The sequence below is a fragment of the Trinickia sp. genome (assembly GCF_057351765.1).
In genome coordinates this window covers 1-14,661 of the sequence record NZ_JBMRBK010000049.1, presented here as the reverse complement: position 1 = coordinate 14,661, position 14,661 = coordinate 1, and the positions used below count along the sequence as shown (strand labels likewise).

Genomic DNA, 14,661 nt, shown 5'->3' with positions numbered 1-14,661 from the left:
CGCAAAAGTCAGATGAAACGAGGTGCGGCGCAATGCAGGCTTTAGCGTGCAGAACGACGCTTCGGCGCATCCCGAGGTCCCGTTCGACCGGCATTCGCCGCAACGTGTTCCGGCGGTTGCGACTACCGCGGCTCGGCGCTGTACCCGAGCTCGTACGAGAGCCTGTGCGCGCAGCTTCGCAGCGCGGAAGCAATCTGGCCCTGCCACGAAATGTCGAAAGTGCCTTCGTGGCCGAGCGCAATGAGCCCGAGAGCGAGCCCGCCCGTCGAATCGAACACGGGCATGCAAAACGCATCGATCGTAGGCAGCAGCAACCCTTCGACGCGCGCCCCGCCATGCGTTCGTACATCGGCCAGCAAGCGCTCGAGCTCCTCGCGCGTGCGCGGCCCCGAACCGTGGGGTGAGCGCCGCGCAACGGATAGTTCGCGCTCGATGAGCCGCTCCGCTTTGCCGCGCGGCAAATATGCAGCGAAAAGCAGGCCCGTGGCCGAGCCGATCAGCGGCATGACATCGCCGAGCTTCAGCGCGGCCTTGGCGGGCCGACTCGATTCGATCCAGTGCACGACCGTCGGCCCCAGATTACCCCAGACGGCGATGCCCAGCGTCGCGTCGAGCGCTTCGTGAAGCTCGGCCAGCGCGATGCGCGCGAGCTTCACGCCGTCGATGCGGGCAAGCCGCGCGAGCCCCATTTGCAGCGCGAAGCCGCCGAGTTCGTAGCGTCCCGTGAGCGGATCCTGTGCGACGACGCCCAGTCGCACGAAGCTCACCAGATAGCGGTGGGCCTTCGCCGGACTCATTTGCGCGCGGCTCGCAAGGTCGCGCAGCATCATCGCGCGGGGCGCCTGCGTCAGCACGTCGAGCAGCCGGAAGCCGACTTCGATCGATTGAATTCCGGCACGCGCCTTCTCTTCGGTCTCGGGCGTATCGTCGGGCGGATCGCCGGAGTGGTTCTGACCGCCGGACGCGGCCGTGCGCGCATTGGAATCTTCAGGGATGATCGAGGGAGCGGACATATGGCCTGAAACCTGTGCGGCGCATGATCGGAGCGATCAGGACGATAGGGACGCTGGACGATAAGGCGCCGTTGCGGATTCACCATCGTAAAATAGATTTCCTCCATCGTCACTACAACGATTTCCATCCACTCATGAAACTTGCCACGCTCAAGGACGGTTCGCGCGACGGTCAATTGATCGTCGTCTCGCGCGATCTGCGCACGGCCTCGATTGCCGACGCCATTGCGCCCACGCTGCAGCGCGCGCTCGACGACTGGCCGTTTTACGCGCCGCAGCTTGCCGAGCGTTACGACGCCCTCAATCAGGGCCGTGCGCGCAACACTTTCGCGTTCGAGCCGAAAGACTGCATGGCACCGCTGCCGCGCGCCTATCAATGGGCCGACGCTTCCGCCTACGTGAATCACGTGGAACTCGTGCGCCGCGCACGCGGTGCGGAGATGCCGCCCGAGTTCTGGACCGACCCGCTGATGTATCAAGGCGGCAGCGACGATTTGCTGGGGCCTTGCGACGACATCGTGTGTCCGTCGGAGTCGTTCGGTATCGACTTCGAGGCCGAGGTGGCCGTCGTCACCGGCGATGTGCCCATGGGTACCGCCCCCGACGCCGCGCTGCGCGCGGTGCGACTCGTGATGCTCGCGAACGATGTGTCGCTGCGCAATCTGATTTCCCCCGAGCTAGCGAAAGGATTCGGCTTCTTTCAAAGCAAGCCGGCCACTTCGTTTTCGCCCGTGGCCGTGACGCCCGACGAGCTTGGCCAACATTGGCGCGAGGGACGGCTGCATCTGCCGATGATCGTGCATTGGAACGGCAAGAAGGTAGGACAGCCCGACGCGGGCACCGACATGGTGTTTCACTTCGGGCAGTTGATTGCGCACGCGACGAAAACGCGTAACCTGCGAGCGGGCGCGATCGTGGGCTCGGGCACGGTATCGAACAAGGATGCCCAGCGCGGATATTGCTGTATCGCCGAGAAACGCTGCCTGGAGACGATTGCCGACGGCGCCCCTGTCACCGAGTTCATGCGATATGGCGACACGGTCAGAATCGAGATGTTCGACGAGCCGGGCCGCTCGATCTTCGGCGCGATCGAGCAATCCGTCGCGCCGCTCGATGCCGCTGCCGCGGCTTGATCCGGCGTTCTGGCTGCCGTCGTGTTTGCCGCGCCGGGTTTCGCCCGATGCATGCGGCAGACAAGCAGCCTACACTGATGGCGGCGCGCGGGGCGCGTCCCGATAACCGATAGACGTTGAGAGGCTAGACGCAAATGACCGATAACCAAGGCGACCAGCCGTTTCCCGGGTTCCCGGGTTTTCCGCCCGCCGAGATGCTCGACAAGATGTGGAGCATGATGCGCCTCACCCCGTTCGGCTCGGCGTTTCCCGGCACGCAGCCGGGTACTGCGCAGGGCTTTCCTTCGCCGCTTTCGGCGATGTCGGACATGATGACGCCGCTCACGAACGTCGAAGAGCTCGATAAACGCATCACCGATCTGCGTGCCGTCGAACAGTGGCTCAAGCTCAATCTGAACATGCTGCAGTCCGCGATTCAGGGCCTCGAGGTGCAGCGCGCCACGCTCTCCACGCTGCGCGCGTTCGGCGCGTTTGCGCAGGCGTCGATGACGCAGCCCGCGGCCGGCGAAGCATCGGCCGCATCGGCGGCATCGACAAAGCCCTCGGGCGCCGGCAGCGCACCGCGCGAGGAAAGCGCGGGTGCGAAGGAGGACGAGGCAGCGAGCGATGCCGGCGCATTCGACCCGACGGCCTGGTGGAACATGCTGCAGTCTCAGTTCAATCAGCTCGCATCGTTCGCGGTGTCGCAGCCCGGCGCGGCGCCGGACGCGAAGCCCGACGGCCCGGGCGATGCGGCGGCCGGTGCACGCAAGACGGCGACCGGCGGCTCGGCGAAGACAGGCGCGAAGAGTTCGGCCAAGCGGAGCTCGACGCGCAAACCGGCCGGCGGCGCCCCCGCTTCGGCGAACGAAAAGTAGACGCTCGCGGGACCGTACGAGGCGCGCGTGGGGTAACGCGGCGCACGACTTGCAGGAGCTGCATGAAAGCGCCGGTAAAGAAGTGAGAGAACAAGCCGATAAACCCGCTAATGAGAGACCCAACGGCGGGCCGAATGGCGGGAAGGCGGTTGACGTGGCAATAGCAGGCGGACGGAACGCATCGATGGGCGTGCATGGGGCGCTCGGCAAGGAGGCGCCGTGCGGCTCGCGCTCGTTTTGATGGGAGGCGGCGCGCGAGCCGCCTATCAGGCGGGCGCGCTGAAGGCGTTGGCCGAGCTTACGCGCGAGGTCGATCCCGATCGGCGCACGATCGCGTTTCCAGTCGTTTGCGGCACCTCGGCCGGTGCCATCAATGCGGCTTCCATAGCGAGCCATGCCGACGATTTTGCCGAAGGGGTCGAGCGGCTCGTCGATTTCTGGTCCCATATCAGCGCCCGGCAGGTCTATCGGACGGACTGGCGGGGCGTCGCCGCGGCCGGCGCGCGCTGGCTCGCGGCGATGAGCATCGGTTGGGCGGTTCATCAAGCGCCGCGGGGGCTCTTCGACAACAGCCCGCTCGCCGAGCTTTTGGCCCACGGACTCGACTTCTCGCGCATCGGCGCCGCGCTCGAATCGCGCGCGCTGCATGCGCTGTCGATCTCCGCGCTCAGTTATTCGAGCGGGCGGCATCTGACTTTTTACCAGGCCGCCGAGCCGATCCAACAGTGGCGGCGCGCGCAGCGCTCGGCGGCCATGGTGAAGCTCGGCCCCGAGCATCTGCTCGCGTCTTCGGCTATTCCATTCCTTTTTCCGGCCGTCCCGTTGCCGCTCGATGGGCGCATCGAGTATTTCGGCGACGGATCGATTCGCCAGATCGCACCGCTCAGCCCGGCCATCCATTTCGGCGCCGAGCGCATCATCGTGCTCGGCGCCGCCGCGCCGCGGCCCGAAGTGCCGGTTGCACCAGGTGCGGCGACCGGCTATCCGACGCTGGCGCAGATCGGCCAGCAGGTGATGGCCAGCGTGTTTCTCGATTCGATCGGTGCCGATATCGAGCGTATCGAGCACATCAACCGGATGATTCTTCACCTGCCGCATCAGATCGAGCCTGCGAGCGGATGGCGCCATATCGAGGTACTTGCCATCGCGCCGTCCGAGCGCATCGAGTTGCTCGCCGCACGGCATTTGAAGCGGCTGCCGCTGACCGTGCGTGGACTGCTCGGCGCCGTAGGGGGCAATCGCGCTGCCGGCGCGTCGTTCGCGAGCTACCTGCTTTTCGAGGCCGAATTCGCGAGCGAGCTGCTCGAGCTCGGCTACCGCGACACCCTGGCCCATAGCGAGCAATTGCGCGCGTGGATTGCGGCCGCGAATCACCGCGGCGTGCGTGCGAGCCCACCGCCTGCGAACGCGCCGATGCACGAAAGCGGCGACGCTGCGCGTTGAGCGCGATCCGCATCGTGTGGATGCGACGGTTTGCGCGGAGGCCGGGATCGCGTCGGGGCGGCCTCCAAATGCCCCGCTGGCGGGCGGCGCCATGCTATCATTCCAAAGCTTTCGATCTTGTGGGCGATACCGAAAACCATGATCGCGGCAGTCCGTTGAGCCGCCGTCCGCCGGGTACACGAAAGGAAAGGCTCGGCGCCAGGGCGATGCCCCGCTCGACATCCGGCGGCCGACATCGACGGGCGTCGATAGGCCGTCCTGGCGGGCGGACTGCCGGGCCGATACCGTGGGCTCGTGACTTGAGCTCGATCAACGATCGGCCAACATTACCGCGTAAAATAGTGAATTTGGCTGCTTCGATGTGCTCATTGGTGCATTTGCAGCAATAGTTGAGTGGACGACTGACGAGTCGCAATGGGCAGACGAGGGGTGGGAAGATGAACACCATGCTTTATCCGGAACTTTATAAATCGCTCGAATCGGTTCGATGGGACATGGAAAAGGACATCCCCTGGGACACGTTCGATGCCTCGTTGCTGACCGACGAGCAGGCGGCCACGATCAAGATGAACGCGATCACCGAGTGGTCGGCGCTGCCCGCGACCGAGATGTTCCTGCGCGACAATCATCACGACAGCGATTTTTCGGCTTTCATGAGCGTGTGGTTCTTCGAGGAGCAAAAGCATTCGCTCGTTCTAATGGAATACCTGCGGCGTTTCCGCCCCGAACTGGTACCGAGCGAGGAAGAGCTGCATGCCGTGCGATTCCAGTTCGATCCCGCGCCGCCGCTGGAAACGCTGATGCTGCACTTTTGCGGCGAGATTCGCCTCAATCACTGGTATCGCCGCGCGGCCGAGTGGCATACCGAGCCCGTCATCAAGCACATCTACGAGACCATCTCGCGTGACGAGGCGCGTCATGGCGGTGCGTACTTGCGGTATATGAAAAAGGCGCTCACCAATTGCGGCGACGTGGCACGTGCCGCATTCGCCAAGATCGGCGTGCTGATGGCGTCGGCCCGCCGCACCGAAAAGCCGCTGCACCCGACCAACCTGCACGTCAATCGCGACCTGTTCCCGCGCGACACGATCCAATCGCGTCTTCCCGATCCCGAATGGCTCGAGCGCTGGCTCGACGAGCAGATCCGTTTCGACGACGGCTGGGAGAAGAAGGTCGTCGAGCGCATCCTGCACAATCTGTCGATCCTGTTCGAACGCACGTTCACGACGGCGCAGGACCTCAATCGCTATCGCAAGGAAGTCGCGGCGCGTTTGCAGTCGCAACAAGGCTCGGCCGAGCAGCAACCGGCCTGATGAGCGCTTTCTTCGAGCGCAAGATCGTCACGCGTGAGGCACTGGCCGCGCGCCGCGCGACGCTGGCGGCGCCCGTGGTATTCACGAACGGCGTCTTCGACATTCTTCATCGCGGCCACGTGACCTATCTCGCGCAAGCGAAGGCGCTTGGCGCGTGCCTCATCGTCGGCGTGAACAGCGATGCATCGGTCCGCATGCTCGGCAAGGGCGACGATCGCCCGATCAATCGGGAAGTCGACCGCATGGCTTTGCTGGCCGCGCTCGAAAGCGTGGACTGGGTCGTGACGTTCGAGGAAAAAACGCCGATCGATCTGATCGCGGCGCTGCATCCCGACATCCTGGTGAAGGGCGGCGATTACGACATGGACACGCTACCCGAATCGGCGCTCGTGCGCGGCTGGGGAGGGCGTGCGCTGGCGATCCCGTTCGAGCACGACCGCTCGACCACAGCGCTGTTGACGAGGGTCCGCGCGCAATCCGGCGCGTAGTCCGGCAGTCGTTTCCAGTACATCTGGCTCGTGTCGCGCTGCCGACCGCAGCAAACGACCACAAGCGAATCACACACGTCATCGCCCGAGCGGCGTCGCCGCAACCAGCGGCGCCGGTGCAGGGGTTCCGACAACGGCTTGCTCGCCCGCGTCGGCGGCCGTGATCGGATGCGCCTGCAGCCATTCGGGGTGAACCTGCCGGTTCAGGTGGCCGGGCTCGAGCGGCCCGGATGCCGGCAGGCGGCCGAGCATGCCGCTCGCGAAGCCAAAGGCGAGCACATTGGCTAGTAAAAGAATGACGATCAACCAGCGCAACATTGCCTGTCTCCCTCGTAGTCGAATTTGAACGATCGCAAAAGCCGCAGGCTCCTAGCGTGCCCGCACCGCGCGCGCTCGGCTTTCTCCTAACTTTCTCCTATGCGGAACCCTCGGCCGCAATGAGCGCCAGCCCCGACAGCACCAGCGAATCGCGGCGCGTGCATGGCACGTTCAGCGCGCGCGCGATCGTATCGGCTGCGCCTCCGCCGAGCACGAGCCGCACCGGCGCGTTCCAGGCGCGCGCGAGTTCGTGCCAGGCACGCTCGACGAGTGCCGTCTGCGCCAGCAGCGAGCCCGCCGAAATGGCCTGCGGCGTGTCCGTCGCGAACCACTCGCGAGCGTGAGCCGTGCTGGACCTGGACGGCTCCTGTACGGAATGGGCCGCGAGTATCGGTAGTTGCGCCGTGTGTTCGCCCAGCGAGCGCATCATCAACGACCAACCCGGCGCAATGAGGCCTCCCGTGAACATGCCGTCCGCGCGCAGCGCCTCGAGCGTCGTCGCAGTCCCGAGCGTTGCGATCAGCAGATCTTCGCCGGGAAAGGCCGCGCGCGCGCCGATCATCGCCGCCCAGCGGTCGCTGCCCAGGCGCGCCGGTTCCCGATAGCCGTTCGTGACGCCGCACTGATGCGCCAATGCGCGGATCGTCGTGCGCGGCAGGCCCGGCCAAGCGGCGTCGATCAGCGCGTCCAGACGTTCTCCCGCGGCGGCGCCCGCCACGTTCGATATCCATGCCCCCGAAGGACGCAGCGACGACGACTGCCACGCCGGTTCCGTGGGGACAGGCTGATCCGATTGCGCCTGCGCAGCGCTCGCGTGCCCGAATACCCCGGTTTCCAACATCGTCCCATCAACCGTGGTCAACGCCCATTTGACGCGGCTGTTCCCTGCGTCGACCAGCAGAAAGGGCGCGCGTGTCATGGTGTCGATGGTGCGAGACGCAGCGAGACATCGCCGGTCGCGATGGCCCGGATGCCGTCGGCCGTTTCGAGCAGCAACTGGCCGGCGTCGTCCACGCCGAGTGCCGTGCCGCGCGCGAACGGTTCGCCGTTTTCGAGCAGCACGACCTCGCGCCCCGCGTAGGCGTGGCAGGCGCTCCAGCGCGCGCGAAAGCCCGCGAAACCCTCGCTGGAAAACGTGTCGAGCATGGCGGAGAGCCCCGCCAGGGCGGCGGCAAGCGTCAGCGTGAGGTCCGCGTCCGGCAGAATCTGCGAGAGCGCCGCGGGAGGCGTCGGCCGAGCCTGCTCGGGCAAGGCGGCTGCCGCTGCGGCGAGCTCGGCATCGAGCGCGGGGTCGCTGCGAACGTTGATGCCCACGCCGATCACGGCTGCGGTTGCCGCGGCCGTGCTCCAGGCCGTTTCGACGAGAATGCCCGCGAGCTTGCCGCCGTCGAGCAGCAGGTCGTTGGGCCATTTGAGGCCGATGCGCGCCGCGTCGCCGGCCGCCAGCCCGGGCAACGCGCGCAGTCGTTCGACGAGCGCGGCGCCAACGGCCAGGCTCAAACCCGCGAGCCCGGAGAGGGGCCTCGGCACGATGCAGCCCACGGAGAACATCAGTGCGTGGCCCGGTTCCGCCTGCCAGCTACGACCTTGTCGCCCGCGCCCGGCCGTTTGCCGGTAAGCTGCGCGCACCACGTGCACGCCGGCCGCGGCCCCCTCGCGCGGCATCGCTTTCATGCGCTGCATCAGATCCGTATTGGTCGAGGCCGTTTCGTCGACGATCTCGAGCATCGGCGAGGACACGCCGCGGCTGAGCGCCACGGCGCGCTCCCGATCGATGCGCGATTCATTTGGGCGGGGCTCGCCCGAGGGCGTCGAGGTCGACGCGTCGAAATGGGTATCGGTCATGACGCGTATTGTAGGGCCTGTCATTCGCGTGAGGCGGCTAATGGCATCGAGCGGCATCGAGCGGCATCATAGGGAGCGCGGCGTCGGGCGACGCGAACGGTGCGCTTGCCCCTGTGGCTGGCTACAATGGCCGCTCACCATCGCGAAAGGAGCGTGTCGTCCTTGGACTTCGATACTCCGCCCGGGTTGCAGGTCACGGCCGGCAGCGCCGGTCCGCTCGTGCGTCTGTCGGGCCAATGGACCGCGCTGGCGCTCGCGCGCGACCGGGCCCGCGCCGGTGCGACCACCCGCCTGGTCGGCCTGATGGGGAACACGTCGGCGCAGTGGGATTTGTCGGAGATCGCACGGATGGACCACGTCGGTGCGCAGGCGCTCTGGAGCGTCTGGGGACGCAAAATGCCGGACGGGCTCACGCTGACCGAGACGCAACGCGACATTTTCGCGCGCATCGCGTTGCTCGAGAAACAGCGCGAGGAGCCCGAGCGCGTGGAGCGCATCGGTCCGGTCACGGCGCTCGGCGAAGCGATCTTCACGTTCGCCGAGCATGTCCAGGGCGGCGTGACGATGTTCGGCCGCGTGATACTCGATCTGCTCTCGATCGTGCGCCGTCCGTCGAGCGCCCCGTGGACCGAGATCTCGGCCAATATCTATCACGCGGGCACACGCGCGCTGCCGATCACCGCACTCGTGGCGTTCCTGATCGGCATCGTGCTCAGCTACCTCTCGGCGCAGCAGCTTCGGCTTTTTGGCGCCAATCAGTTCATCGTCAACATTCTCGGGCTGGCGGTGATTCGCGAACTCGGGCCGGTGCTCGCGGCGATCCTCGTCGCGGGCCGATCAGGGTCGGCGATCACGGCGCAAATCGGCGTCATGCGCGTGACGGAGGAGCTCGACGCCATGCGCGTCATGGGCATCCCGCATGGGCTGCGGTTGATTTTGCCGCGCGTCGTGGCGCTCGGCGTGGCCATGCCGCTGCTCGTGATGTGGACCGACCTGGTCGCGCTGGCCGGCGGCGCGCTTTCGGCGCAATTCGTGCTCGGCATCGACATCAGCTATTTCGTGCGCGCCTTGCCGAAGGTCGTGCCGATCGTGAATCTTTACATCGGCCTCGGCAAGGGGGTGGCGTTCGGTATCCTGATTGCGCTCGTCGCGTGCCATTTCGGCTTTCGCATCCAGCCGAATTCGCAGAGCCTCGGCACCGGCACGACGTCATCCGTCGTGTCGTCGATCACGGTCGTGATTCTGGCCGATGCCATCTTCGCCATCATGTTTCAGAACGTAGGGATCTGAAGAGCCCATGACCGCGCCGCTTTCCGCCGCCGTACGCGACCGCCCGCCGCCGGCCATTGCGGAGACGGTCATCGACGTGCGCGATCTCACCAAGCGCTACGGCAGCAACATCGTGCACGAGCACCTCGATTTCGCGGTACGGCGTGGCGAAATCGTCTCGATCGTCGGGGGCTCGGGCTCCGGCAAGACGACGCTCGTGCGGCAGATCCTCGGTCTCGAGGCGCCAAGCTCAGGCTCCATTCTGCTTTTCGGCGAAGACACGACGAAGGTCGATGCGAAAACGGCGAAGCTCATGCGCAGCCGCCTCGGGATGCTTTTTCAGCAGGGTGCGCTCTTTTCGTCGCTGTCCGTGTTCGATAACGTCGCTCAGCCGCTGCGCGAGCTCGGCCGGGTGCCGCGCAAGCTGTTGCACGACTTCGTGATGCTCAAGCTGGAGATGGTGGGACTGCCTTGCAAGCACGCCTCGAAAATGCCGGCCGCGCTCTCGGGCGGAATGATCAAGCGCGTGGGCATTGCACGCGCGCTCGCGCTCGAGCCGGAGCTGCTGTTTCTCGACGAACCGACAGCGGGCCTCGATCCCCAGTCGTCCGAAGAGTTCGTCGAGCTGATCGCGACCCTGCACCGCGCGCTCGGGCTCACTGTCGTCATGGTGACGCACGATCTCGACACCATGGCCGCGATCTCGACGCGTGTGGCCGTCCTCGCCGATCGCAAGGTCCTCGTGGCGGCGCCCATCGAAGAGGCGGCGGGCGTCGATCATCCGTTCATCCGCGAGTTCTTCCTCGGCCGCCGCGGGCGGCGCGCGCTGCAGGCCCTGCCGCCCGAGCGCCGGGCCAAGCTGCCGCCGGCCGCACTCGAGGCCGCGTCGGCCGAAGTGCCCCTGTGAGGCGCCGGCGCGGCGCCTCGCGACTTTGAGCTTCAAGGAATACGCGAATGGAAAACAAGTCGCATGCGTTCTGGACCGGGGTGTTCGCGATCGGACTGACCGTGACGATCGTGCTCGCGGTTTTCTGGTTCAACTTCGATCGCGCGGTGCGCATCCCCTACGATCTCGTATCGCGTACGAGCGTGACGGGACTCACGACCGATGCCCCGGTCCGCTATCGCGGCCTCGATGTGGGCAAAGTGCAGTGGATCCGCTTCGACCCCGCTCATCCCGGGCAGATCGTGATCCGGATTCTCGTGGACAAGAGCACGCCCATGACGCGCTCGACATTCGGCAGCCTCGCCTTGCAGGGCGTGACGGGGCTCGCGTTCGTCCAACTCGACGACACCGGGGGCGACCAGGGGCCGCTGCCGTCTTCGTCGAAGCATGTCGCGCAGTTGCAGTTGCGGCCCGGACTGCTCGATCAATTGCAACGGCGCGGCGATGCCTTGCTGGGCGAGCTCGAAAGCGTCGCGACGCGTGCGGACGCAATGCTTTCTCCCGAGACGCAGGCTCAATTGATGGCAACCGCCGCGAGCGTGCAGCACGCAGCGGACGCGTTGACGGTGCTCGCTTCGCAGGCCGCGCCCGCGGCGAAGCAATTGCCGGACACGCTCGCGCAGACGAGGCGCACGCTCGCATCGGCCGAAACATTGATGAGCACGCTCGGTGCGCCGCACGGGCCGCTTTACGCGAATCTCGACAAAATGGGGGCGGCGGCCGATCGTGCGGGCGCGGCCGTTGCGCAGATGGACGCGTCGATCGAAGCCATGTCGGCGCGCATCGAGTACGACACGTTGCCGCGCGTGAATGCACTCGCGGCCGACGTCGGCGGCGCCGCGCGCTCGATCGACCATGCGGCAACGGTCTTCGGCACGAGCCCGCGCAGTGTGCTGTTCGGCGTCGGTGCCGCTACGCCAGGACCGGGCGAGCGCGGTTTCGCATGGCCCAAAGGGGCTGCCGCCTCGCGCTGAGGACCCGGGTTCGAGAAAGAAGGGAAGGAAAGGAAACGATCTATGTCACGTATCACACGTTCGATGGAATCGACTTTGGATACCCGCGCGGGGCGCATCTTCATGCGTGCGCACTATGCGTCGGCAACGCTTGCCGCGTTGGGGGCGATGCTGCTTGCGGCATGCACGCTGGGCACTCCGGCAGCCGTATCGGATATCCGCTACGACCTCGGGCCCGCGCCCAAGACGCATCCCTCGGTGGTCCCGTTGCCCGCGGTGAGAATGTTCGAAGTGCGCTCGCCGCGGGCGCTCGACAGCGACGCGATCCTCTACCGGATGAACTACGTCGATCCGCGCCAGACCGCGTCCTATGCGCACAGCCACTGGACGATGGCGCCCCCGCAGTTGCTCACGCAGCGCTTGCGCAGCGCGCTTGCCGCGCAAGGCGCCGTGCTCTCCGGCGACGAAACGGCGAGCGCGCCGCTTCTCACCGTCGAGCTCGACCAGTTCGAGCAGGATTTCGATGGCGAGGACCAGAGTCATGGCGCCGTCACCGCGCGCGCGACGTTGGCCCGCGGTGGCAAGGTCCTCGCGCAACGCACGTTCACCGCCCGCGCGCCCGCGAGGACGTCGAGCGCCGCGGGCGGCGTCGGAGCGCTGTCCGCCGCGAGCGACGAACTGATCGCGCAGTTGATCGCATGGCTCGGCATGCAGGCGCCGCTGGCTGCGCAAGCTCAGTGACCTGACCGCTGCCCAACGGGACGCGACTTCCTCATCTCCAATCGCGGCTACCGGCCATGAATGCCAGGTGGCTGCGATCGCGTGCGCCATATCGCTCCTTGAGCTGGCGCAGGTGATAGTCGACGGTGTGGGCGCTCATATCGAGCCTGGCGGCAATCTCCTTGTCCGTCAGTCCGAGCACCAGCCAATCCAGGATTTGCTGATGCAGCGGCGAGAGCAGACCGAACGCCTCCTGCCGTTGGGCCGCGCGCAGATAAGCCGCGCAACGCTGATGCAGCGACGAACCGAACGTCAGGCATTGAACGATGACATCCTCGGTGAGCCAGTCGGCTGCGCTCTCGCGCTGCGACGCAAGGATGAGGATCGAACGCATCGACGTATTGGAAATCGGCAAGCCAAAGGCCAGACCACTCAGGAAACCCTTCTCGCGCATTTCATGGAGGAGCTGTCGGTCCTCGTCGGCAAACTGGCTCGCACCGGATGTGCGCATCAACGTCTTCAGCTCCCATCGCTGCGGCAGCTGGCTGGTCAGCACCGTGCGCAGACGCGCGTTGCGTTCGAGCATGCCCGTACGCACCATGCGTTGCATGAGGCTCGGCGCGAAAGCGTTGCGCAGCAGATAGATGCGATCGACTCGGCCGTGGGCGTCGGTCCTCACTGTCAGATAAGCGAGACGACGGAAACCTAGTACGTGCACGACACTGCCGACCAGACGCGTCAGTTCGCCGAGGTCGGCCGCCGCGCCAAATTCAGCGGCGAGGCGCGTCTCGCTGCCGAGCTCATCGCTGCGCAGCATCGGCTCGACCGCGGATTCATCCACATAATGGATCCGGGGCGCGCAGCATGGGACCTGCGAGGCCCTCACGGGCGCTTGAAACCCGGTACAGGCGTCGAACTCGCTTGGCGACAGCACACTCGCCCGCTCGTCATCGAGTGCGTCGTATGACATACCGCCCTCCCGATTGCTGAAGCGCAGAGGAGGTCACCGGTGCTGCGCAGTGCAGCCGTTCGCCATGCCCCTGGTGAATGGCTGGACCCGTTCGCCACGCACGCCCGCGAGGACCCGTGAGTTACTCATGCAGAATCCGGCCCGCCATATACGCAAGCTGGACCCGATTCCGGGCGGCGTATCTGCGTTCCAACTGCTCCAAGTGGTACGCCACGACGTGAGTCGATATCGATAAGCGCTCGGCAATTTCCCGATTGCTGATTCCCTGTGAGACGAAGCGCAGCACAGCATGCTGCACGTCATTCAACATGCCGGCTTCCGGATCTGAAATCAGATGCCGTAGCCGTGGTTCGACGAACTCATGCATGGCAAGGGCGACCGCATGGGCTTCGCCGATCGCTTTATCGGTGATCCAGCGTCGATCGGCTCGCGCGCTCGACAAGGTGACGATCGCCCGCTGGAACGTCTTGCCGGTGGGAAGTCCGATCGTCACGCCGCTGCGCACGCCGGCCCGCGCCGCGCTCTCGCTGAAACGCCGGGTCGCGGGATCGGCATGACGGCCATGCCGGTCCGCGCAAAGCGAAGCGAGGTCCCAAGCAAATGGCCAGTCGCACCGGCTTGCCGGGTCGATGCGAGGATCGCCGCTGAGGAACCCGCTTCGCTCGAAACACGCACGCCAGGCCGGGGGCGAATACGTGTCGAACCATGCGGCATGTCGAACGCTCCCGCCCATGCGGTGTATGCGCCAATAGCACAGCCATTGGAACCCTGCGTCTCGAATCGCGGCGCGAACCTGCCGTTCGCGCGCGACGCCGTCGGGGCAACGCGTGATAGCCGACAACAGCCTGGAGGTACCGGAGGTCGCGTCGTCCGGCGCGGGCCCCTTCGACAACCCGACATCATCGAGTTGTCGCTCGCCGAACGCCGCCACGTCGATGCGATGATCGTCAGCAAGGTTCGTTCGCGAGGGTCCGCGATGAACAAGGGATTGCGTTGCGCGCATGTTCACCGCGGCCGCACGCGGTAGATCGCGTTGTTGCGATTCGCACTGAAGTAAACCGTGCCATCGGTACCGACGTCGACGCCTGTCGCCACGTAGGGGGGCGGCATGCCCGGGGCACCGGGCAGGCCGATGGGCAATTGATCGGCCACGATGCGACGCTTTTGCGTGATGGGGTCGATTTCGCTCAGGCGGCCCGCGCCCGCTTCCGCAACGACGAAGGTGCCCCAGGGCGTTTGAGCAACGCCTTCGGGCAGCGCGAGCTGGCTGGCCACCACACGCTTGTTGCCCGTCGCGAGGTCGATCCTCGCAAGGTCGCCCGCGGCAGATTCGGTGACGTAGAGTGCGCCGTCGCGGCCGAGCGTCATTTGCGCCGGTCCCGCCAGCCCCGTG

At 66.1% G+C, this 14,661-nt stretch carries 16 protein-coding genes; 9 read left to right on the top strand and 7 right to left on the bottom strand.

All coding sequences use genetic code 11. The features are described from left to right. Window positions 1–122: 122 nt before the first annotated feature. Window positions 123–1,013, bottom strand: a complete 891-nt coding sequence (locus ACO1XS_RS13515; RefSeq protein WP_486390895.1) for an IclR family transcriptional regulator — start codon at window positions 1,011–1,013, stop codon at window positions 123–125. A 134-nt stretch (window positions 1,014–1,147) separates the two neighbouring features. Here ACO1XS_RS13515 and ACO1XS_RS13510 point away from each other — a divergent pair, with 134 nt between their 5' ends. The 5 genes from ACO1XS_RS13510 to rfaE2 all read left to right on the top strand — a co-directional run bounded on the left by ACO1XS_RS13510 (window position 1,148) and on the right by rfaE2 (window position 6,247). Further along, a complete protein-coding gene (locus tag ACO1XS_RS13510) occupies window positions 1,148–2,146 on the top strand; it encodes a fumarylacetoacetate hydrolase family protein (RefSeq protein ID WP_486390894.1) in 999 nt (332 codons plus the stop codon). Between the two features lie 134 nt (window positions 2,147–2,280). Continuing rightward, entirely contained in the window at window positions 2,281–3,003 is a 723-nt protein-coding gene (locus ACO1XS_RS13505; protein ID WP_486390893.1) for a PhaM family polyhydroxyalkanoate granule multifunctional regulatory protein, read from the top strand. Between the two features lie 219 nt (window positions 3,004–3,222). Further along, window positions 3,223–4,446, top strand: a complete 1,224-nt coding sequence (locus ACO1XS_RS13500) for a patatin-like phospholipase family protein (protein WP_331567043.1) — start codon at window positions 3,223–3,225, stop codon at window positions 4,444–4,446. A 446-nt stretch (window positions 4,447–4,892) separates the two neighbouring features. Beyond that, on the top strand, window positions 4,893–5,759 hold the full coding sequence (locus ACO1XS_RS13495) for a ferritin family protein (protein WP_331567057.1): 867 nt from the start codon (window positions 4,893–4,895) through the stop codon (window positions 5,757–5,759). Beyond that, on the top strand, window positions 5,759–6,247 hold the full coding sequence (rfaE2, locus tag ACO1XS_RS13490; protein WP_486390892.1) for a D-glycero-beta-D-manno-heptose 1-phosphate adenylyltransferase: 489 nt from the start codon (window positions 5,759–5,761) through the stop codon (window positions 6,245–6,247). Before ACO1XS_RS13495 ends, rfaE2 begins: the two co-directional genes overlap by 1 nt. Before the next feature lie 78 nt (window positions 6,248–6,325). On the opposite strand, the gene ACO1XS_RS13485 is transcribed toward rfaE2, so the two are convergent. The 3 genes from ACO1XS_RS13485 to ACO1XS_RS13475 form a co-directional block, all read right to left on the bottom strand. After that, window positions 6,326–6,565, bottom strand: a complete 240-nt coding sequence (locus ACO1XS_RS13485; RefSeq protein WP_173255003.1) for a hypothetical protein — start codon at window positions 6,563–6,565, stop codon at window positions 6,326–6,328. A 97-nt stretch (window positions 6,566–6,662) separates the two neighbouring features. Then, the gene (locus ACO1XS_RS13480) at window positions 6,663–7,484 is read right to left on the bottom strand and encodes a type III pantothenate kinase (protein ID WP_486390891.1); all 822 of its coding nucleotides are present in this window, start codon (window positions 7,482–7,484) and stop codon (window positions 6,663–6,665) included. Next, the gene (locus ACO1XS_RS13475; RefSeq protein WP_486390890.1) at window positions 7,481–8,410 is read right to left on the bottom strand and encodes a biotin--[acetyl-CoA-carboxylase] ligase; all 930 of its coding nucleotides are present in this window, start codon (window positions 8,408–8,410) and stop codon (window positions 7,481–7,483) included. The genes ACO1XS_RS13480 and ACO1XS_RS13475 overlap by 4 nt, the downstream gene beginning before the upstream one ends. A 162-nt stretch (window positions 8,411–8,572) precedes the next feature. On the opposite strand from ACO1XS_RS13475, the gene ACO1XS_RS13470 reads away from it, so the two are divergent. Genes ACO1XS_RS13470 through ACO1XS_RS13455 form a run of 4 tightly spaced genes read left to right on the top strand, consistent with a single transcriptional unit; the run spans window position 8,573 to window position 12,319 of the window. Next, a complete protein-coding gene (locus ACO1XS_RS13470) occupies window positions 8,573–9,700 on the top strand; it encodes an MlaE family ABC transporter permease (RefSeq protein ID WP_486390889.1) in 1,128 nt (375 codons plus the stop codon). A gap of 7 nt (window positions 9,701–9,707) precedes the next feature. Further along, the gene (locus ACO1XS_RS13465; RefSeq protein ID WP_486390888.1) at window positions 9,708–10,586 is read left to right on the top strand and encodes an ABC transporter ATP-binding protein; all 879 of its coding nucleotides are present in this window, start codon (window positions 9,708–9,710) and stop codon (window positions 10,584–10,586) included. A 47-nt stretch (window positions 10,587–10,633) separates the two neighbouring features. After that, a complete protein-coding gene (locus ACO1XS_RS13460) occupies window positions 10,634–11,599 on the top strand; it encodes an MlaD family protein (protein ID WP_486390887.1) in 966 nt (321 codons plus the stop codon). 42 nt (window positions 11,600–11,641) lie between these two features. Continuing rightward, window positions 11,642–12,319 carry an ABC-type transport auxiliary lipoprotein family protein gene (locus ACO1XS_RS13455; RefSeq protein WP_486390886.1) on the top strand — a complete coding sequence of 226 codons (678 nt, stop codon included), beginning with the start codon at window positions 11,642–11,644 and terminating at the stop codon, window positions 12,317–12,319. Between the two features lie 31 nt (window positions 12,320–12,350). On the opposite strand, the gene ACO1XS_RS13450 is transcribed toward ACO1XS_RS13455, so the two are convergent. From ACO1XS_RS13450 to ACO1XS_RS13440, 3 genes are all read right to left on the bottom strand, one after another. Then, on the bottom strand, window positions 12,351–13,268 hold the full coding sequence (locus tag ACO1XS_RS13450) for a helix-turn-helix transcriptional regulator (protein ID WP_486390885.1): 918 nt from the start codon (window positions 13,266–13,268) through the stop codon (window positions 12,351–12,353). Between the two features lie 121 nt (window positions 13,269–13,389). Beyond that, the gene (locus ACO1XS_RS13445) at window positions 13,390–14,271 is read right to left on the bottom strand and encodes a helix-turn-helix transcriptional regulator (RefSeq protein WP_486390884.1); all 882 of its coding nucleotides are present in this window, start codon (window positions 14,269–14,271) and stop codon (window positions 13,390–13,392) included. Between the two features lie 2 nt (window positions 14,272–14,273). Continuing rightward, window positions 14,274–14,661 (bottom strand): NHL repeat-containing protein (locus tag ACO1XS_RS13440; RefSeq protein ID WP_486390883.1); only part of this gene is annotated, 388 nt, incomplete at its 5' end.

Coding starts and splice junctions, on each gene's coding strand:
- ACO1XS_RS13480 (WP_486390891.1), bottom strand. CDS start 7,484: ATGACACGCGCGCCCTTTCTGCTGGTCGACGCAGGGAACAGCCGCGTC.
- ACO1XS_RS13450 (WP_486390885.1), bottom strand. CDS start 13,268: ATGTCATACGACGCACTCGATGACGAGCGGGCGAGTGTGCTGTCGCCA.
- rfaE2 (WP_486390892.1), top strand. CDS start 5,759: ATGAGCGCTTTCTTCGAGCGCAAGATCGTCACGCGTGAGGCACTGGCC.
- ACO1XS_RS13515 (WP_486390895.1), bottom strand. CDS start 1,013: ATGTCCGCTCCCTCGATCATCCCTGAAGATTCCAATGCGCGCACGGCC.
- ACO1XS_RS13445 (WP_486390884.1), bottom strand. CDS start 14,271: ATGCGCGCAACGCAATCCCTTGTTCATCGCGGACCCTCGCGAACGAAC.
- ACO1XS_RS13465 (WP_486390888.1), top strand. CDS start 9,708: ATGACCGCGCCGCTTTCCGCCGCCGTACGCGACCGCCCGCCGCCGGCC.
- ACO1XS_RS13510 (WP_486390894.1), top strand. CDS start 1,148: ATGAAACTTGCCACGCTCAAGGACGGTTCGCGCGACGGTCAATTGATC.
- ACO1XS_RS13475 (WP_486390890.1), bottom strand. CDS start 8,410: ATGACCGATACCCATTTCGACGCGTCGACCTCGACGCCCTCGGGCGAG.
- ACO1XS_RS13495 (WP_331567057.1), top strand. CDS start 4,893: ATGCTTTATCCGGAACTTTATAAATCGCTCGAATCGGTTCGATGGGAC.
- ACO1XS_RS13505 (WP_486390893.1), top strand. CDS start 2,281: ATGACCGATAACCAAGGCGACCAGCCGTTTCCCGGGTTCCCGGGTTTT.
- ACO1XS_RS13455 (WP_486390886.1), top strand. CDS start 11,642: ATGTCACGTATCACACGTTCGATGGAATCGACTTTGGATACCCGCGCG.
- ACO1XS_RS13485 (WP_173255003.1), bottom strand. CDS start 6,565: ATGTTGCGCTGGTTGATCGTCATTCTTTTACTAGCCAATGTGCTCGCC.
- ACO1XS_RS13460 (WP_486390887.1), top strand. CDS start 10,634: ATGGAAAACAAGTCGCATGCGTTCTGGACCGGGGTGTTCGCGATCGGA.